19 protein-coding genes and 3 pseudogenes are annotated in these 19,201 nt (G+C 55.1%); 13 read left to right on the top strand and 9 right to left on the bottom strand.

Annotated elements, in window-relative coordinates:
- Nucleotides 1-5: 5 nt before the first annotated feature.
- The 8 genes and pseudogenes from BLT55_RS03130 to BLT55_RS03105 all read right to left on the bottom strand — a co-directional run bounded on the left by BLT55_RS03130 (nt 6) and on the right by BLT55_RS03105 (nt 6,820).
- Nucleotides 6-1,259 (bottom strand): ATP-grasp domain-containing protein, encoded by a 1,254-nt coding sequence (locus tag BLT55_RS03130; protein WP_054999648.1) that lies wholly within the window; start codon nt 1,257-1,259, stop codon nt 6-8.
- 86 nt (nt 1,260-1,345) lie between these two features.
- Entirely contained in the window at nt 1,346-2,446 is a 1,101-nt protein-coding gene (locus tag BLT55_RS03125) for an amidinotransferase (RefSeq protein WP_005614684.1), read from the bottom strand.
- 302 nt (nt 2,447-2,748) lie between these two features.
- Nucleotides 2,749-3,100 (bottom strand): annotated as a pseudogene (locus tag BLT55_RS30745) (transposase); the annotation flags it as partial.
- A gap of 9 nt (nt 3,101-3,109) precedes the next feature.
- Entirely contained in the window at nt 3,110-3,262 is a 153-nt protein-coding gene (locus BLT55_RS34635; RefSeq protein ID WP_054999647.1) for a hypothetical protein, read from the bottom strand.
- 132 nt (nt 3,263-3,394) lie between these two features.
- A pseudogene (locus tag BLT55_RS34490) lies at nt 3,395-3,529 on the bottom strand (MFS transporter); the annotation flags it as partial.
- Between the two features lie 237 nt (nt 3,530-3,766).
- Entirely contained in the window at nt 3,767-4,744 is a 978-nt protein-coding gene (locus BLT55_RS03115) for an IS5 family transposase (RefSeq protein ID WP_007247761.1), read from the bottom strand.
- Nucleotides 4,745-4,848: 104 nt separating this feature from the next.
- Nucleotides 4,849-5,598: an IS5 family transposase gene (locus tag BLT55_RS03110; RefSeq protein WP_082438194.1), complete on the bottom strand. Its 750-nt coding sequence runs from the start codon at nt 5,596-5,598 to the stop codon at nt 4,849-4,851.
- 241 nt (nt 5,599-5,839) lie between these two features.
- On the bottom strand, nt 5,840-6,820 hold the full coding sequence (locus BLT55_RS03105) for an IS5-like element ISPsy2 family transposase (protein ID WP_074801274.1): 981 nt from the start codon (nt 6,818-6,820) through the stop codon (nt 5,840-5,842).
- A gap of 128 nt (nt 6,821-6,948) precedes the next feature.
- Between BLT55_RS03105 and BLT55_RS03100 the strand changes: the two genes are divergently transcribed.
- Nucleotides 6,949-8,052: an IS5-like element ISPsy19 family transposase gene (locus BLT55_RS03100; protein WP_004663854.1), complete on the top strand. Its 1,104-nt coding sequence runs from the start codon at nt 6,949-6,951 to the stop codon at nt 8,050-8,052.
- A 220-nt stretch (nt 8,053-8,272) separates the two neighbouring features.
- Here the strand turns inward: BLT55_RS03100 and BLT55_RS03095 are convergent.
- A pseudogene (locus tag BLT55_RS03095) lies at nt 8,273-9,463 on the bottom strand (MFS transporter); the annotation flags it as partial.
- Nucleotides 9,464-9,918: 455 nt separating this feature from the next.
- On the opposite strand from BLT55_RS03095, the gene BLT55_RS03090 reads away from it, so the two are divergent.
- From BLT55_RS03090 to BLT55_RS03035, 12 genes are all read left to right on the top strand, one after another.
- A complete protein-coding gene (locus tag BLT55_RS03090) occupies nt 9,919-10,251 on the top strand; it encodes a DUF4177 domain-containing protein (protein ID WP_054999086.1) in 333 nt (110 codons plus the stop codon).
- 79 nt (nt 10,252-10,330) lie between these two features.
- Nucleotides 10,331-10,693 (top strand): integrative conjugative element protein, RAQPRD family, encoded by a 363-nt coding sequence (locus BLT55_RS03085; RefSeq protein WP_074799959.1) that lies wholly within the window; start codon nt 10,331-10,333, stop codon nt 10,691-10,693.
- Nucleotides 10,690-10,929: a TIGR03758 family integrating conjugative element protein gene (locus tag BLT55_RS03080; protein ID WP_044423286.1), complete on the top strand. Its 240-nt coding sequence runs from the start codon at nt 10,690-10,692 to the stop codon at nt 10,927-10,929. The genes BLT55_RS03085 and BLT55_RS03080 overlap by 4 nt, the downstream gene beginning before the upstream one ends.
- A gap of 19 nt (nt 10,930-10,948) precedes the next feature.
- Nucleotides 10,949-11,317, top strand: a complete 369-nt coding sequence (locus BLT55_RS03075; RefSeq protein ID WP_003347754.1) for a TIGR03745 family integrating conjugative element membrane protein — start codon at nt 10,949-10,951, stop codon at nt 11,315-11,317.
- Nucleotides 11,318-11,332: 15 nt separating this feature from the next.
- Nucleotides 11,333-11,725 (top strand): TIGR03750 family conjugal transfer protein, encoded by a 393-nt coding sequence (locus tag BLT55_RS03070; RefSeq protein ID WP_005740039.1) that lies wholly within the window; start codon nt 11,333-11,335, stop codon nt 11,723-11,725.
- Nucleotides 11,722-12,390, top strand: coding sequence for a PFL_4703 family integrating conjugative element protein (locus BLT55_RS03065; RefSeq protein WP_003319098.1), 669 nt, complete (start codon nt 11,722-11,724; stop codon nt 12,388-12,390). Before BLT55_RS03070 ends, BLT55_RS03065 begins: the two co-directional genes overlap by 4 nt.
- Nucleotides 12,387-13,310: a TIGR03749 family integrating conjugative element protein gene (locus BLT55_RS03060; RefSeq protein WP_054999085.1), complete on the top strand. Its 924-nt coding sequence runs from the start codon at nt 12,387-12,389 to the stop codon at nt 13,308-13,310. Before BLT55_RS03065 ends, BLT55_RS03060 begins: the two co-directional genes overlap by 4 nt.
- Nucleotides 13,300-14,796 (top strand): TIGR03752 family integrating conjugative element protein, encoded by a 1,497-nt coding sequence (locus tag BLT55_RS03055; RefSeq protein WP_074799955.1) that lies wholly within the window; start codon nt 13,300-13,302, stop codon nt 14,794-14,796. The genes BLT55_RS03060 and BLT55_RS03055 overlap by 11 nt, the downstream gene beginning before the upstream one ends.
- Entirely contained in the window at nt 14,774-15,229 is a 456-nt protein-coding gene (locus BLT55_RS03050) for a TIGR03751 family conjugal transfer lipoprotein (protein ID WP_005740043.1), read from the top strand. Before BLT55_RS03055 ends, BLT55_RS03050 begins: the two co-directional genes overlap by 23 nt.
- Nucleotides 15,229-18,186, top strand: a complete 2,958-nt coding sequence (locus BLT55_RS03045) for a conjugative transfer ATPase (RefSeq protein WP_167359950.1) — start codon at nt 15,229-15,231, stop codon at nt 18,184-18,186. The genes BLT55_RS03050 and BLT55_RS03045 overlap by 1 nt, the downstream gene beginning before the upstream one ends.
- Entirely contained in the window at nt 18,183-18,482 is a 300-nt protein-coding gene (locus BLT55_RS03040; RefSeq protein ID WP_004662717.1) for a hypothetical protein, read from the top strand. The genes BLT55_RS03045 and BLT55_RS03040 overlap by 4 nt, the downstream gene beginning before the upstream one ends.
- Nucleotides 18,479-19,171, top strand: coding sequence for a DsbA family protein (locus BLT55_RS03035; protein ID WP_046835050.1), 693 nt, complete (start codon nt 18,479-18,481; stop codon nt 19,169-19,171). The genes BLT55_RS03040 and BLT55_RS03035 overlap by 4 nt, the downstream gene beginning before the upstream one ends.
- Nucleotides 19,172-19,201: the final 30 nt, after the last annotated feature.

Genomic DNA, 19,201 nt, shown 5'->3' with positions numbered 1-19,201 from the left:
GAATGTCACTCCTCAAACGGAGGGCTGTTTTTCGCGGCGACCTGTACCGAGTAATGTTCGCTCAGGTAGTACACATCCCGTAAGACAAGGTCACGGTCTCCACAAAATACGAAGGATCCCAGCGAATCCTTGTAACAGTAGAATTCACCTGATGCGATGTCACCTAGAGCCGGCACTACGTGGGTTGTCAAGGTCGGCATGCTTTCGAGGGCGGGCAAGAAAATCTGAGTAACGTAAAGCGCTTCAGTAGAAAGATGCTTTTTTGGAAAAGTCATATAACCAAACGCCTCTTCCTGACGTTGCGAATCGACATAATCGACGAGCCCAAGTTGCGCCGCTAAGTGAATGCATTTCAAATTCAGCCCATGCACCATCTCAATCATTTCTACAATCGCTGCTCCGCCAGGACGATAAGCAATTTCCAATAACTCTAAGCCGAAGCCGGCATCGGCAAAGGCTTCAATGTGATAAACCCCCTCAGGGGCTTCAAAAGCGTTAATCACGGATTCAGCAAAGGGTCGCCACGTATCTTCGACGGCCTGATCAGGTACAGACAATACTCCGACCGGCTTTTCTTGCAAAAAGTCAATAGGCTTACCCAAGTACTGACCGACTGAAATAAAAGATAGGTGGCCCTTAAGAACAATGCAGTCAATATGATAAATCGTATTAGGGTTGTACTGTTCAATCATGTACTGACGCTCATCCATATCTCGGTAAGCCGCTCCCCAGTCGACATCCATTTCCGCCAGTTGTTTTGCTTCAGTAATGATTTTGACGCCCATTGAACCTGCCAGAGAGCGCGGTTTAACGACCACAGGAAATTCAACATGCCCGCCCTCGATGTCGGACAAGGTGATTTCCCGCGCAGTCCTGATACCGGCGTGTTGAGCGATTTCCTTCATTGCTTTTTTGTCACGAAAAGATTTGGCTTTTTCACGGGTTATACCGGGAAGATCCCAGCGGTCATTGGCCAATGCAGCAATGTAAACAGAAAATTCATCGCTGGGGACAACCTGAGAGATAACGTGCTGCTGGGCGATCACTTCCAGCACCGCCATCACCCCGGCTGTGTCGGCGAAGTCGCGCACGATAAAGTGTTCAGGGCACTTCAGCTCATCGTTGGCCACTCCCAGAAAATCCTCCAACAGGAAGATAAAATCCCACGTGGCAGACGGGTACATGGTTTTGACGTCGCGTACCGTTTTCGCGGCATCCAGTTCGGAAGAAACCACAAGTATTTTTTTTGTAGGGCGCATGTCGAGTTCCTATCGTCTGTGTCCGATTGAAAATGTCTTTGTCAGTGGCAGGGCCTTCAGGCCCTGCACACACTTAGGCAAGGCCCTCAAATATAACGGTGCAGTCCTCCCCGTCGCTTAACATCCAAAGTGGCACAATGGAACGACCCGCCGAAGGATTGGAAGTGCTTGAAAGGGCAAAGAATGGTTTCAAAGCCCCATTTGCGGAAAGCGGAGATGAGCGCCTCTTCATCTTTCTCGACCACGACAGTCCGCTCGTCAAGCATCAGGACATTCGTGTGAATCCACTTCGACGTAATGAACAAAGGATGGTCATCCGGGAGGTTGGAGGGGGGCGGATTGAGAATTTCCCAGTCCTTGAAAATATCAGGAATCTGTGGCACCCAATCTTTATTGATGAGTACGCGGCCCGGTGCTAACGGCAATATCGTTGTATCAATGTGCATGGGGCCCGGCTCTTCAAACTCATAGATGTGCACGCGGTAGTCCGGACCCAAGGTTCTACGCAACCATTCAATGCCTTTATTGTTCGTCACATGGCTGCGCTGCCCGATAATATCCCGGCCCATTTTCATAAAATCGGCGGCATCAAACAGCGGCTCCACCTCCGTGATAATAGAACGAAACGGAAGTTCTTGTTCGAAATCATAATTCGGTTGCCAGACATCGTCCTTCAGCATGGGCTTGGGGGCCGCGATCCACTCGGCGCCCTGACTGAAATAGTCGTTCAACAGGTCGCGGAACGCGAAGGTCTCGAAGTAACGGCTTCGCCAAGCCATGGGTACTTCAATGATTTTTTTGCCGATTGCGAAAAGACAATCTCTGGGCATGGCGGAGTAAAAGGTTCCGCCCGTTGTAAAGTGCGGCGTCATGATGGGTTGGTGGTGATTTGACTCATTGGGCCTTTTTACGCGAACGCCTTCAGTTTCCAATATTCGCGCCAAGGTGTTGACTTCTTGCCTGGCTTTAACAAGCAACTCCTCTGGGAAGCGTCGCCCGGAGTACGTCATAAAAAAATCACTGGATTCTTTCGGGATAATTGCTTTTAGGCCGATGTCCCAATCCGGGACACGAATATCATCCATGATTCCGACGATAACCTCCTCCAACGGGTCCCATTCTGTATAAACCTCTACTGGGCTTTGGGTCGTTGTGAAGTAAGCGGGTTCTGCTTTTTGATATGACATGGTTGACCTTGTTTTTCTATCGATTTTAAACGCCGCTATATTGACTGAAGGGGCGCATTTAAACGTATGACCTTCACAGCCAAGCGCTGCATCCTGAGATTCACGTTATTCAGACATTCATAGCGTCAGCAGGTAGATGATTACACCATGGCACCTCCAGGTTGTTTCATTAAACGCGTTGAGGAAGGTCTGAAGCAGGCATCAACTTTTGATCACCTTTTAGTAGCCTGAGGTTCAAAAAATTCCCCGTCATATCAGACAATCAGACCTTTCCCGCGTTTAATTCATTAAGTTTTTGTCGATTAGCACAGTCCCAAGACGTTTTCCACACTTAGGTGCAACTTCCCTATCCCCGGCAGGCGCTTTCGCACCCCCCAATTATTCGACAGGGTAAAGAGCGCGGCCTGTTGCCCGGTGTTTTTAGAGCGCCCGCGAAACCGCACTTTCGTATACCCAAACTGGCGCTTGATCACGCGAACGGATGTTCGACCTTTGCGCGTACTGGGCTTTCGCGTACTTGATTTTGCAATGCACCTGCACGATCCAACTTGTCTCACCAAGCTTTTTGCAGCGGCTCGGACGTACAACAATCGACCAGATAATTTGACGATCCTGATGCTTGTCCACGCCGGTGTAACCCGCATTACCGCTGATCCCGCCTGCTTAATCATGTTTTATGCGCAGCACGGCCATCGACGGAAAGGCCGGACGAACCCATTCGCATTTTGGATAATGAGGCTTGGTCAGAAAACGCTCTTTAGAGGCTTGCTTACATTTATCAGCGTACTCGGCGTCGGCGAAGATCATCTGCTTCATCGGGTGTCCCTGCGGTTGAGATCAAACACTCTGCCAAACCTAGAGTGTATGCATCGGAATGTCCTTAAACCATGTAAGTGGCCAAAAAGTCGTTATCGGTTCCATGCCATGAACGTTATTTGTGAGAGGGCATCAATAGTGCGTGCCGTCTTCAAGACGGCGCACGGCGGTTGAAAAAAATCCCATCAGGCAAATCAGTCCGCCTAACACGCCGGTAACGACAAACAGCCATCGCACGCCGATAAGCTCACCTAGGGAGACGCTGATTTATTCTAAAACCCAGCTGTTGCCCCCCAGATAAATCAAGGCCTCCAGAGCGTTGCAGGGACGAAAAATCGAATAAATCAGCGCCTCCCTAGGGAGGCGCTGAACAATTAACCCGTTCGCACCGTCCCCATTTCCAAGCCGGTTTTTTTCAACCTGCCGGCCTTATTTTACGTTTCTCGAGCAGATTTCTGCCCTCATTTTGCTGAAAGGCGGGCCAGTCCCGCCTTTCAGACGGATTTATCCTGCCGTCTGTTGTAAATACCGCTTGGCCAGCATCAGATTGGCCAACCCAAACAAACTGAACAACTGCGCTGTATTCTTTTCCAGCCCACGGTAGCGAACCTTGCGATGATTGAAGCGCACCTTGATTACCTGGAAGGGGTGCTCGACCTTGGCACGCAGTTGCGCCTTGGCATATTCAATTTTGCGCTTGACCCGATACAGCACGCTGCCTTCGCCGTGCTGCTTGTAACTGCTTGGCCGTTCTGCAATCGACCAGATAACGTCCCGTTCAGCATGCTCCGGTCGCTTGGCCGCACCGGTGTATCCAGCGTCACCCGAAACATAGGTTTCGTCACCGTGAAGCAACTGGCCAACCTGGGTGACATCCGCCACGTTAGCGGCCGTCCCTACTACGCTGTGCACCAGCCCCGACGTGGCGTCTACACCAATGTGGGCCTTCATCCCAAAGTGCCATTGATTGCCTTTCCTGGCCTGATGCATCTCAGGATCACGCTTGCCTTCTCGGTTCTTGACCGAGGGCGGCGCGGCGATCAGAGTAGCGTCGACGATAGTGCCTTCCTTGAGCAGCAGCCCCCGGCTGGCCAGATGCTGGTTAATCGTTTCAAACAGCAGCCGGGTTAGCTGATGGACTTCCAGCAAGCGGCGAAAACGCAGCAAGGTGGTGGCATCCGGTGCAGACTCGCGACCCAGGTCGATACCCATAAAACCGCGGATGGCCTGGCTGTCGTAGACGGCATCTTCGCAACCTTCATCGGAGAAACCGAAACACTGCTGCACGACGTACATGCGCAACATGCGCGACACCCCTATCGCAGGGCGTCCGCGCTTGCCTGCGGTGTTGCTATAAAACGGCGCCACTTGCGCCTCCAGCAGGGCCCAGGGCACCAACTGTTCAAGGTCAGCCAGGAAGCGATCTCGGCGAGTCTGCTTTTTCTTGCCGGTATATTCGAGTTCGGAGAAGGTCTTCTGCACGCGCGTAACGCTCACGGAGAGGGAGGCTGTTGAAGGAACTTAGTGTGCCAAGGGTGGGGACAGTTGGCTATTTTTGCAGCGCCTCCCTAGGGTCTGTTCCCGTTTCACATTGGTAGCCACAGAAAAGCGCAGGCCATTGCTATGACGCTTTCATAGTTTCTCTTGAGTTTGTCAAATCGAGAAGCCACCGCCCGGAAATGCTTCAACCGGGCGAAGGCGTTTTCTACGAGATGTCGATTGCGATATAACCCTTTGTCCAGATCTGCGTTCCCTTTCAGAGAATTGCGCTTTCGTGGAATCACCACTTTGCTGCCTTGCTGCTCGACCTGAGCCCGTATCGCTTCAGTGTCGTAGCCCTTGTCCGCAATGATCACTTCTGCATCGGGCACCTTGGCAATCAACGAGGCCGCCTGCGAACAATCATTGGTCTGGCCTGCGGTCACGTCAAATGCAATAGGCAGCCCACAAGCGTCTACAGCCAGGTGAATCTTGCTGGTGTTACCGGCTCGGCTTTTTCCGATGGCCTGGTCCTGCGTGCTGGCAGCACCTGCGCTGTGCTGATGAGCCTTGGCATAGCTGCCATCAATGAAGACCCACTCCATGTCAGGATCAGTCATCAGCACCTCAAGCACCTTGACCCACTTGCCTGAAGCAGACCAGGCATTGAACCGCTTGTAGACCTTGCTCCAGTTTCCAAACGCTTTCGGCAGGTCTCGCCAAGGGCAACCCACACGCATGCGATACAGCATGCCTTCAACCGTGGTGCGCAAATCTCGCTTGTTGTAGATCGATTCGTGTAGCAAAATTTCTCGTAGCTTCGGCCAGTGCTCATCACTGAGCATTAATCGGGGCATTGCAGGCTCGTATTGGTGTTGTGTGAGAACTCCAACAATACGGGGCTGTTCTCATAAGGATCAATGGGTTACGTGCAAACGGGAACAGACCCTAGGGAAGGTCTGAAGTAGCCGGATGTTTTCCGGCTACCGAGTCCTCAGCACTTTTCAAAAAACGATGCATGTCGAAATTTGCTCAATTATCTTCGCTTTTCAGCTCTTTCGGCCGCTGCAAAGCCTTTTGCGGTAACCATTTCTTGCATTACACGCGCACCTCTCCTGCGCTCGCCAACAAATGTTGGCGGGCCATCCACAGGTTTGACAGGGCGAACAACGTCACCATCTGCGCGGTGTTCTTGGCCAAGCCCCGAAAGCGCACTTTTTCATAGCCAAACTGGCGTTTGATGACCCGAAACGGATGCTCGACCTTGGCGCGAACCTGGGCCTTGGCCTTCTCGATTTTGCGGGTCGCCTTGTACAAAATACTGCGTTTTCCGTGCTTTTTGTAAGTGCTGCGGCGGGCGGCAATCTGCCAAATGACCTTGCGCCCAGCGTGTTCTTCGCGCTTCTCGACCCCGGTGTAACCTGCGTCGGCGCAGACTACGTTTTCCTCGCCGTGCAGCAGTTTGGCAACCTGCGTGACGTCTGCCACATTGGCCGCTGTTACTACCACGCTGTGCACCAGGCCTGACTCGTCGTCGGCGCCGATGTGAGCCTTGGCGCCGAAATAGTACTGGTTACCTTTCTTGGTTTGATGCATCTCAGGATCGCGTTTGCCATCCTTGTTCTTGGTCGAACTGGGCGCGTGAATCAGCGTGGCATCGACGATGGTGCCTTGACGCAACGACAAGCCACGGTCGCCCAGATAACCATTAATTACGCCGAGAATCCCGGTCGCCAACTCGTGCTTTTCCAGCAGACGACGGAAGTTGAGAATGGTGGTTTCGTCTGGAATGCGCTCCAGGCTCAGGCCTGAAAACTGACGCAGGATGGTCGTCTCATACAGCGCTTCTTCCATCGCCGGATCGCTGTAGCCGAACCAGTTCTGCATCAGATGAACACGCAGCATCGCCATCAGTGGGTAGGCGGGCCGGCCACCTTCTCCTTTTGGATAATAGGGCTCAATCAGGGCAATCAAACCTTTCCAGGGCACCACCTGATCCATCTCGATCAGGAACAATTCCTTACGGGTCTGCTTGCGCTTGCCGGCATACTCGGCGTCGGCGAAGGTCATCTGTTTCATCATCGAAAAGCTCGGCGACTGGTGTCCGGAGATTTTGCCAAATTAGGAAGTCTTTTTCAGAGTTTCCCTAGAGGGTGTAGACAAAATAAATTAAACTTTCACTCCCTTGTCTGAATAGCCCTCAAGCCATGCCTAAAACCGGACGTCCTCGCTCGATTGCCGCCGAGCACTATCCCGTGCTGGTGAAACTCGCTCATGCACAGCCCTATTCCAGCCAGGCCGAATTGGCGCTCGTATTCTTCGCCGAAACCGGTATCACTGCGCATCCCGACACCTTTGCAAAAGCGTTGAAAATGGCAGGGATTACGCGTGTAAAGCAGCGGGCCAAGGGAAGTTTTCAGTCACCTGAACCTAATAAAGCCTATGGCTACAATGAAACCCACCGCCGCCAACTGCCGGAGCAGCTATATCCGAGTTGCTTGACAGATACCGAGTGGGCACTGGTCGCCGACCTGTTTGAAAGCCAGGGCGGACGAGGAGTGCCACCGCTTCACTCTCGGCGCACGTTGCTGGAAGCCTGTTGCTATGTCGTACGCACGGGGTGCTCATGGCGAATGCTACCCCGCGATTTTCCTCATTGGGACAATGTCTACAAAACGTTCCGCCGGTGGAGCGCTCAAGGCAAGTTCGAGCAAATGCATGATCGCTTGCGAGCTCAATGGCGTGAGCGGGAAGAACGCGCTGACAGCCCGTCAGCAGCGATCCTGGATTCACAGTCGACCCGCAGTTCTCCTCAAGGCGGTGACAGCGGCTACGACGCAGGCAAAAAAGTGAAGGGGCGTAAACGAAGTCTGATTGTCGATACATTGGGCCTGCTGCTGGCTGTCAGTATCAGTGCTGCAAGCGTGCAGGATCGTGACGCGGCGGATGATGCGGTGGCGTACTCGAAGGAAAAATATCCGTCACTGAGCACGCTTTTTGTTGATAGTGCGTACGCAGGAAAATGGGCACAGCGCACCCATCAACTGCACGCTATCGATGTTCAAGTGATCCGTGGCCCGAATAACAGAAGAACAGGGCAATGGCACTCTGAACAAGGCGATCTATTTTCCGTGGAGCCTGTTCAGACTGGATTTGTGGTCATGCCCAAGCGATGGGTAGTGGAGCGAACTCATGCCTGGAATGAGAGAGCTCGGCGACTGATCATGCATCATGATCGCCTTTTTGCGGTAAGCGAGGCATGGGTTTGGTTGGCCGAGGCTCGAATACTCGCGCGCCGACTCACTACATGATTTTGTCTACACCCTCTAGGTATCCTCTGAAAAAGCCCATTTTTTTGGAGAGGAACCGGGCTGGAGCGCCTGTATTTACTGGCTTCGACTTTTGAAGAAAAGGCTTTTTCAGACCTTCCCTAGGGAGCCGCTGATTTATTCGATTTTTCGTCCCTGCAACGCTCTGGAGGCCTTGATTTATCTGGGGGCAACAGCTGGGTTTTAGAATAAATCAGCGTCTCCCTAGTGGAGTTGTCAGTGCCAAACCTAGTGGAGCGGCTAGCCCCATGACCATATTCAGCAACGAAAGACCACGCCCTTGCAGGTGATTGGGGATGCTGCTTTGCAGCAATGCAGTCATTGGGGCATCGCCTAGAATGAAGGACATGCCACTAACCATCCAACACACTGCGGCGATGTTGAAGAGGTCGGCCGGCATCAGACCTGTTAATGCTAGCGCGAAACATGAGGTAGCGAAGCCCCAGAGGATCCATGTGACTGGCTGGCGAGGCGCAAATAGCGCCACAACTACGCCCCCTACCAACATGCCAGCGCCTGCCATCGCATCAATAAACGCAACGTGCGGCGCACCACCCCCGAAGTGCTCTTTGACCAACAATGGCACCAATGTGAACGAAGGCATAATCACAAGTACCACGGCCCCCATCAACGCATAGAGGCGGCGCAAGCCAGGGTGACTCCAGATCAAATGCAAGCCATCGCGAAACTCACTCCTTAGAGTTGATAGGCCCGTGCGGTTGCTATTGGATGCCTGGGGAATACGGTAGCGCAACAACGGCAAGCAGCCCAATAGTGCTGTCACCACATCGATGGACAGTGCCCATCCCAGCGGGATCATGCTGATAGCGAGCGCGCCTAGCGGTGCGGCAGCAACCAGGCTTATTCCCTGCATGGCCTGACTCAAACCCGCTGCACGGGGTAAAAAACTGCGTGGCACAAGCATAGCAACACTAGCCGATGCGGCCGGCGTCTGGAACGCCTGCATCGCGCTGCGTACGAACATCATCCAGTAAATGTGCCACAGTTCAACACGCTCGGTAAGAAACAGTACGATCAATATCGACATGCACAGCGCGCTGATCATATCGGTGGCAATCATCAACACGCGGCGACTGTAGCGGTCAGCAAATATGCCTCCCAGAGGGCTGATCAGCGCCTGTGGCAAGAGCGCTACGACCCCAGCGGTTGCCAGCGCTGCCAGACTACCCGTTGTGTCTGTAATCCACCAAAGGAGAACGAACTGGGTCAGCCCGGAGCCGATCAGGGAAAGAGTTTGACCGGAGAAAATCATCCAGAAACGCACCTGCCAATTGCTACCAAGATCGCTGTTGTCTGAGTTGGAAAGGGAATGGCCATCAGCGGTATCGATGATTTCCGGACGGTTCGATAAAGCCATAAAAAACGTTTCCATCGGGTAATTTCTTAATGCGCAATAAAGGGAGCGGTGATCTGGGCACTTTAAGTGTTACGTTCGTGGTGCGCTTGTGCTGATGGGTTCCGTTATTCCCCCATATCTCGAAAAATAAAGGCCATGGTGGAGTTGTTAGCGCCTGAATGAGCCATATGCAAAGGCGCTATGCCCGTCAATAATGATGGCGTTTGGTACTCATCGCGCGCGACTGAAGCTTTCTGATGGGCAAAGTGGATTCAGTAGGATACGACAGTTGCTTCGCCCTCAGCTCGCCCTACCTGCCGACGCGATACTGGGCGAGGATTGCGTTAACTGCGTGGACCCGAATCCGTCTTAAACACCACTCAAGGGAAATTCTGAAAAAGACTTCCTGATTGGGCAAAATTCCCGGACACCAATCGCCGAGCTTTTCGATGATGATCTGTCCGATCACCCCACCTTGCAGTTGGTATCCTATGACACTCTTTGAATACACCCAGACCTTCGTCCCCCTGCCCTATAAAACCGTGACCAGCGGCGTGCTGATGTTCAAGTCGACAGATGAGACGACCGAACCGGATATTCAAGGTTACTTAAGCAACCCTGAGACTCTCGACGTATTGAACCGCTACGGTCGAGAGGGGTGGGAGCTGGTCAGCGTTCAGCCGATCAATCGTGGCCACGAACGATTTGGTAATCAAAACGCCCAGGCCTGGGCGGTTGGGTATGCAATCAGTACCGGGTTCCTTTTCTTATTTAAACGCAGCATTGTCACACCGACCCGTTTGGATAAACCCTCTCAGACCTAAAAAGGGTTTCGTACTGATTCAAACTCGGCCCTTGGTCATGCTGTGGACATAGATTCCCACAGCATCCAAGGCCCGCGACGTGAACTTCAATCCCCCCGTGCTCAGATCAACGTCTTCACGTGTGCAGATCTGCTTGACCGCAGTCCTCCTATGCACACCGATGCTCTCCACGTATGCCCAGGCAGCCGGCACGGCTTCTGAACAAGCCAATGTGGAAGTGATGATTCGCCAGCTCAACGCGCTCGAGGCCGTTGCGCAACGCAGTGTCGATCTTCCACAAGACCCGGCCCAACGCTATCACCTGGACTATCCCCGGTTGGTCAGCGACATCGCGCGCATCCGCCAAGGTTTGCAGGACTACCTGTCGCCGTCCCGCGCACAGCCCCGCGACCCCGTCGAGATATCAGGCCAGTACAACGTCAGCGGTGATCACACGCCATGACGATGTCCTCCACCCAGATCAGCGCCTTCCAGGCGGCGGCGGGCTTTACGCCTGCCAGCAGCAACACGCTGTGGACCGGAATTGCAGTGGGGATCCTCCTGCTGTGGGGCGTCTGGGTGTTTTCAAGCATTTATCGCGGCTGGGCTACCCGAAACCTGGCAGCTCCGGCGGCGGCAGTCGCTGCCGCTCGCTGGGCGGTGCTGTTCATGATCATGACTTTCATGTTGTTGAGTTGATTTTTCACAGGAGATAAAGATGACGCTGCTTTCATTGTTCACCCAGGCACGTACCTTTTTGAAACATCGGCCTTATCCGGTCCTGCTGATGGCTGCCACCCCCGGTAGTAGTTTTGCAGCGCTACCGGGTGCCCAAGCCCCCACGCGCGGCACAGGGACCAGCTTCCTGCAGACGTTCCAAAACTACGCCTTCGACGGCTTCACGCTGCTGGGCTTATGCCTGTGCGCGTTCGGCATCATTCTGGTGGGCCGACATGCCCTGGGCGTCTATCACGAAATCCACATGGGCAAGGCCAAATGGGCCGATCTGGGCAGCACCGCTGTCGTCGGCGTCTGCTTGATTGGCGTCACGATCTACCTGGTCACCACCGCGTCTAACATCCTTTAAGTCGTAGAGGCTTCCATGTCTGAGCTTCAGCACGATCAGCATGAAGACGGAACCCTGCGTTTTCTGCCCAGTCGCTTGAATAACCAGCCCGTGGTGATTGGCGGTCTTACGGCGGATGAGATGTGGGTGACCGTTTTTGGCTGCAGCGGGTTTGGCTTTGTGATGGGGCTGCCGTTGGCCTTCGTGATCACTCCATCCATGCCCGTGGTCTGCGCACTCATCGGAGGAACATTGGGGCTGCTCGTCGCAGCTCGGGTCTTGCGACGCCTCAAACGCGGTCGACCGGAGACCTGGTTCTACCGCACGTTGCAGCTGCGGCTCGCCACACTCGGTCCTACGTCATACAACAACGCCAATCTGGTCATCCGATCGGGCAACTGGACGTGCCGTCGGAGGGCGCAACAATGAGCCGTTATTTAAAGCTGGCCGACTCGCAGCGAGCGCACATCACCAGTTTGAGGATGGCCATCGTCCTGCTGGCGCTCCTGGCCTTGGGGCTGGGTATCGGCTGGTATCGAGCACCGCAGAACATGACCATTCACGTTCCGCCCGACCTGCGTTCCGGCAGCACACGCCTTTGGTGGGACATCCCTCCTCAGTCGGTGTACGCCTTTGGCCTGTACATCTTTCAGCAAATGAACCGCTGGCCGGTCGACGGTGAACAGGATTATCAGACGAACATCACACGCCTGGACGCCTACATCACACCGGCTTGCAAGCAATACCTGCAGAGCGATTTTGATCTGCGCAAGTCCAGTGGTGAGCTGCGCAAGCGCGTCCGCGGTGTCTACGAGATTCCCGGCCGAGGCTTTGGCGACTCGCCTGAACTGCGGACGGTGACCAACTCCATCGACGACTGGACGGTGACGCTCGACATCTCAGCCGACGAGTATTACGGCGGTCAGCTGGTCAAGCGTGCCCTCGCACGATACCCGCTTCACGTTGTACGCATGGACGTCGACCCTGAAACCAATCCCTTCGGCTTGGCATGGGACTGCTACAACGGCGCGCCACAACGCATCGAGGGCAACGTCGAAACTCCCGCAGCTCCATCGAAAGGAGTTTTCAAATGAGTGTTTTGCGTGTACTCACATGCTCGACATTACTGATGGTCTTGGCTGGCAACGCCCAAGTCGCATCGGCGGTGGAGATTCTCCGCTGGGAGCGGTTGCCGCTGGCAATACCACTGCGCATCAATCAGGAACGCATTGTCTTCGTTGATCAGAATGTTCGTGTTGGACTCCCGCGCTCGCTGACTGAAAAGCTGCGCGTGCAGAGTACGGGCGGCGCGATCTACCTGTTTGCCAAGGAAGCGATCGAGCCGACACGTCTCCAGCTGCAGAACGCAAAGACCGGCGAGATCATACTTGTCGACATCGCGGCTACAGAGGCACCTACGGATCAACCGGCGCTGGAGCCGGTGAAGATTGTGGAAGGTGAAACATCATCCGCACGCTATGGAGGGGCTGCTACAGCACGCTCAGGCAAGTCCTCTACCGCAAGCCCAGAGGAAACCAGTCGCTCGAAGGTTGAGGATGATGAACCAGAGGAAGTGGTCAAGCGAGAAACGCCCGTCCCAGTCGTCCTCACCCGCTATGCAGCCCAGATGCTCTATGCACCGTTGCGCACCGTCGAGCCTGTGGACGACATTGCCCAGGTGAAGATCGATCGCCGCCTGGATCTGACCACCCTGCTCCCCACTCTGCCTGTGAAGGCCACACCCTTGGGCGCGTGGCGTCTGGACGATTTTTGGGTGACCGCCGTGAAGCTACAAAATCAGACGGCGCAGCGCGTCATGCTCGACCCTCGTGAACTGATGGGTGAGTTCGCGACCGCAGCATTTCAGCACCCGTATCTCGGACCTCGTGGTGATGCCAGTGACACTACGACCTTGTACCTGGTCACGCGGGGACACGGGCTGACACAAGCAACCGTGTTCTCCGCCGCCCCAGCAGATCCGCGTGCAACCCGGGGAGCCAAGCATGAAGAGTAACCCGCTGCTCAAGTACCTGGTGGTTCCGCTTCTCCTGCTCACGGTGTTCATCGGCATCAAGATGATGAGAGGTGGACCCGAACAGCAGGCTGACAACGCACCGGCCCCAAAACTCACAGCGGAACAGGCCAAGGCTCTGGGTGTGGAAGGCGACACGCCGAGCGACACGCTACGCACGGTCGTGGCTGAAGGGCGCGAGCTCAAGCAGCAGATCACCGATGTGATGGCGCAGAACTCGGCCGTCAAGCAGGACAACGAGGCGCTCAAACAACGATTGGCGAACATCGATCAGACGGTAGAGCAGCGTCTGAAGAATGCCCAGGAGCAGTTCAAGCTCGACAGTCAGCAGCAACAGCAAAGCGTGGTGGAGGGTTTCAAGAAACAGATGGACGAACTGACCCGGATGGGACAAACCGGCGCTACGAACCCGGATCTACCGATTGGCCTGGGCGTTCAGCAAGGTGATGGCCAACAGTTCAAGTCCGACTCAAGCGGTTCAGACATCGTTTGGATCGATCCGCAGGACGCGACGGCCCTGGACAGCAACGGTAAACCGATCGCCGCTGGCACGAGCGTCTCTCCGAGCGGCTACAGTTTTCCTACAGCCTTCGGCGAATCCGTAGACCGAGGCCAGAAAGCCCTGACGACAGGCGCACAGTCTGTTCGTGATGACATGGGTGGCCAACAACAGGAGCGTAAGAAGGTACGTCGAGCCTACACCCTGCCTCAGAACTCGACGTTGATGGGGTCAGTGGCCATGTCAGCATTGATTGGCCGGGTTCCCGTGGATGGGACGGTTAATGACCCCTACCCCTTCAAAGTGCTGATCGGCCCGGACAACCTGACGGCCAATGGCATCGATCTCCCAGACGTGGCCGGTGCCGTGGCCAGCGGTACAGCGTCCGGCGACTGGACCCTCTCATGCGTGCGGGGGCAGATCAAAAGCCTGACCTTCGTGTTCAACGACGGCACTGTCCGCACGTTACCCGCCCCAGCCCAGGGCGGTAATCAGCAGAATAATAACCAGAACAACCAAAACAACTCTGGCGACCAACAACCCATCCAGGGTGGTCTGGGCTGGATCAGTGATCCCTACGGCATTCCGTGCATCGCCGGCGAGCGACGCAGCAATGCGCAGCAGTACATCGGTTCACAAGCCCTGATTACCGCAGCAGGTGCTGGAGCAGCCTCGTTGATCAAGACCGAGGGCAGCACCTCCTCTTACATCTCGAACGCTTCTGGGACGCTGGGTAGCACCGGTTTGTCTGGTAACGAGGCGATGGGAAAGATCCTGACCCAAGGCGTCACGGATGTTTCGAGCTGGGTTAACAAACTCTACGGACAAGCGTTCGCGGCCATTTATGTCCTGCCTGGTGCGCAAGTCTCACTGCACATCGATCAGGAGCTGGAAATTGACTACGAACTCAAAGGCCGCAAGGTCAAATACGCCTCAGGAGCGAACCATGCCAATGCCAACCTGGATTGATCAATTGGGGTCAGCGCGCAGCGCGCTGATGTTTTGCCTTCTCACGGCGGGCTTGCTGGCTGGATGCTCGACAAACAAAGAGCAAATGCTTCCGCATGGTCAAAACACCATGATGGATGTCTGGAACCAAGGGACGACCGGTTCGGCCGGGAGCGCTAGTGGCCGGCAATTGCTCGATGCACGCTCGGAGTTGCGCCGTCCAATCGATGTACGCGCTACCCAGCCCTTACAGGATAGCGCGGCCTACACCCGTACCGCTCAAAACGAGATCTACAGCCAGTTCAAGCGCCTGCCCAATCCGGACCTGGTCATGTACGTATTCCCTCACCTGGCGGGCTCAGATCCCGCGCCAGTACCGGGGTATACGACTGTTTTTCCGCTGTATCAACGCGTGCAATACGCGATGCCCGGTGAGCGGGTGGAGGATTATTGATGGGATTTCTGGAACGTATAAAAAAGCGTCAGGATAAAAGTGCTGCCAGCGTGGCTGACAGTCCCGTCGAGACGATCGCCGATCAGCTACGAGAAGAGGCCATCTTCGCGCAGGCCAGAGAGCGTTATCTGGCTCGCCTGGCGGCTGAGGGCATACCAGAGCCGGGCGCGTGGCTAGATCCCAAGCGCAAACCTGCGACGGTCGACGATATCGCAGCCCTGTATGCCGTCAACCCGTCATTCGTCGACATGCTGCCCTGGACGGAGTACCTCCCTCAGGAGCAAGCGATGCTGCTCGAGGACGGCAAGTCACTGGCAGCATTCTATGAACTGACCCCCATCGGCACCGAAGGCCGGGACCCTGAGTGGTTACGCAAAGCGCGCGATGCTCTCGAAAATGCGCTGCAGGACAGTTTTGACGAACTGGATGAATCGCCTTGGGTGGTGCAGTTCTACGCCAAGGATGAAACCAGTTGGGAAGATTATCTGGAGACGTTGCATGATTACGTCCAGCCTCGCGCTCAGGGTACGGCGTTTACAGAAATGTACCTGCAGCAATTCAAACATCACCTAGAGGCAATCTCCAAGCCGGGAGGTTTATTTGAAGACACCAAAGTGTCTCAACTGCCCTGGCGCGGCCAGCAACGCAGGGTTCGCATGGTCGTCTACCGGCGTTGCACCGGCGATGGACTGGTTCGTGGCCAGACGCCGTCGATGTACTTGAAAAACATTTGCGAGCGCCTGACGAGAGGACTGGCCAACGCGGGCATCAAAACCCGGCGCATGGATCGCCATGACATTCGTCACTGGCTGTTGCACTGGTTCAACCCGCATCCCGAACACTTGGGATCAAAGCGCCAGGACATCGATCGTTTCTTCGAAACCGTCAATAACCGCAAGGTCGAACCACCAGAAGAAGGCACGCTGCCGCTGGCCAGCGGCGATGATTTCTCTCAGTGCCTGTTTTACAGCGAACCGCAATCGGATGCCAAGAAAGGTCTCTGGTACTTCGACTCGCGCCCTCATCGGGTCATCGTCCTCGATCGCTTACGCGATGCGCCAAAGACCGGGCACCTGACGGGTGAAAACCGTAAAGGCGGGGACGCGCTGCATGCCTTGTTCGACAAGTTGCCCGAGGACACAGTACTCAACATCACGCTGGTGATCACTCCACAGGATGTTCTGGAGGCCCACCTGGAAAAACTGGCACGTAAATCAGTCGGTGACAATCAAGCCTCCGCCCTGACCCGTGAAGCGGTCGACGAAACCCGGAAACTGATCGGTCGAAAACACAAGCTGTACCGGGGCAACGTGGTTTTTTACTTGACCGGCAAGGATGAGCAACAACTGGAAAGTCGGAGCATGGAGCTTGCCAATGCCATGCTTAGCGCTGGTATGGAACCTGTCTATCCTCGTGATGAAGTCGCCCCTCTCAGCAGTTACCTGCGATGGCTGCCCGCCAGTTTTGATGTGAACAAGAAACATGCTTTGGACTGGTACACGCAGATGATGCTCGCCCAGCATGTCGCGAACCTTTCGCCGATATGGGGTCGTGCCAGCGGCACGGGCAACCCCGGCATAACCCTGTTCAACAGGGGCGGTGCACCGCTGACGTTCGACCCATTCAACAAGCTTGATCGGCAGATGAATGCCCATCTGCTCCTGTTTGGCCCGACAGGTTCAGGTAAGTCAGCCACGGCCAACAATTTGCTGATGCAGTTAATCGCCATTTACAGGCCGCGCCTGTTCATCATTGAAGCCGGTAATAGTTTCGGCCTACTGGGAGATTTTGCCCAAAAGCTTGGGCTGACGGTCAACCGGCTCAAGTTGGCGCCAGGGTCGGGCGTGAGTCTGGCCCCCTTCACTGATGCCATTCGCCTGGTGTCAACACCTGACAAAGTCACGATCCTGGATGCCGATGACATTGAAGGATCAGATGAGCATCTGCAAACAATGCCTGAACAGGGCGAAGAGGAGCGTGATGTTTTGGGCGAAATGGAGATCGTGGCCAGGCTCATGATCACCGGCGGCGAAGAGAGAGAAGAGGCTCGACTCACTCGCGCAGACCGCAGCGCCATTAGGCACTGCATTCTGACGGCAGCCAGAACATGCTTTGACGCTGAACGAGCAGTCAAGACGGAGGATGTGCGTGATGCGCTGAGTGACGCTGGCAAGGACACCACCCTTCCGGAAAAGCGCCGAGAACGCATCTTTGAGATGGCTGAAGCCATGGACATGTTCTGCATGGGGGCTGACGGTGAGATGTTCAACCGGGAGGGTACGCCTTGGCCTGAGGCCGACATCACAATCCTGGACTTGGCCACCTACGCCCGCGAGGGGTATAACGCCCAACTGTCGGTCGCCTACATCTCGCTGATCAACACCGTGAACAACATTGCAGAACGGGACCAATTCAAGGGGCGTCCGATCGTCAACTTCACTGACGAGGGTCACATCATTACGAAAAACCCCCTTCTCTCGCCCTACGTCATCAAGATCACCAAGATGTGGAGAAAACTCGGTGCCTGGTTCTGGCTTTCCACTCAGAACATCGACGACCTTCCGTCAGCAGCAGCACCGATGCTTAACATGATCGAGTGGTGGATCTGCCTGAACATGCCACCGGATGAAGTGGAGAAAATCACCACGTTCCGTAAGCTGACGCCTGCGCAAAAGTCACTGATGCTGTCAGCCCGTAAAGAAAGCGGAAAGTATACTGAAGGGGTTGTGCTTTCCAAATCGATGGAGGTTTTGTTTCGAGCCGTGCCCCCAAGCCTGCTCCTGGCATTGGCCATGACTGAGCCGGAAGAAAAAAAACAGCGGTACGATCTAATGCAGTCGTTAGGGGTAGACGAGCTGGGGGCCGCAATGGCGATCGCACACGACCTCGACCGCCTTCGCGGGATTGAACCGGCAACCATTACATTCCCCTCTTCACCCTTGGAGAACCTGGCATGAGAGCCATGGATGCCCTGACTCAAAATCTGATCGACAGCCTGACTCAACTACTCAAAAACCCACAGGAAGATGCCCTGCTGGCATTGAAGATCTGCGCGCCAGTGCTGATCGAGCACTTGGAAGTCGTGAAACATGTAGCGGTTGATCGTCGAGAGATCCAGTCCCAACTGCACAAAGCGCTGGACCAGTGGCTTGAGCATCATCCACAGCCTGAAAGCGCGCAGAAGGCTCTTCTCACGTTGCTGAATCAGGAGTTGCTGGCCAAACAGTTCCTCGATAAAGAGGCCTCCGCATGAAGCGACCCACACGTCGCCAGATCCTGTACGGCATCGGTGCGGTAGCCTTGGCAATTCTGGCTTTTGAATGCCTGCCAGATGTCAGACAGGCCATGCAAATGCCCAACACCGCCGACAGCGTCAGCAAGACAACCAAACAGACGAAGCATAATGGCGCGTGGGTTTACGGGAGCAGCCGTGCCAGATTCACCATCGTGGAGTATGCAGATCTGGAATGCCCGTACTGCAAGGATTATTTCCCACAGCTCAAAGCATGGGTTGATCAGCATCCAGACGTGAACCTCCAGTGGCACCACCTCCCTCTTCCCATGCACGAGCCAGCCGCGAGCTATGAAGCTCGCTGGGCTGAGTGCGCAGCGATCGAGGGAGGCAATGACGTGTTCTGGCTCGCCGTCGAGCTCATTTATCAACGTACTCGGTGGAACGGTGCTGGAGCTACTGGCAATCCGCAGATCCCGGGGTTTGAGGATCGACAGCAATATATTGATAACTGCGCTTCGAGTAACCCGGCTGTCCGACAGACTGTTATTAGCCAGGCGAACAAGGCCAGCCAGGACGGCATCACTGCCACACCGACGTTGGTCATCAAGGATAAAGTCTCTGGACGATCGATCAAGCTGCAGGGAGCACCTGACGGTGACGCGCTGCTTTCCGCAATCGACTGGCTGGCCAGCACGAAGGATAGATAAATGAATCCTGCCTTTGAACAAGCTTTGCAA

The organism is Pseudomonas cannabina (genome assembly GCF_900100365.1).
Taxonomy (GTDB): domain Bacteria; phylum Pseudomonadota; class Gammaproteobacteria; order Pseudomonadales; family Pseudomonadaceae; genus Aquipseudomonas; species Aquipseudomonas cannabina.
The sequence above is the reverse complement of the archived record's forward strand: the minus strand, read 5'-3'. Positions and strand labels throughout refer to the sequence as shown.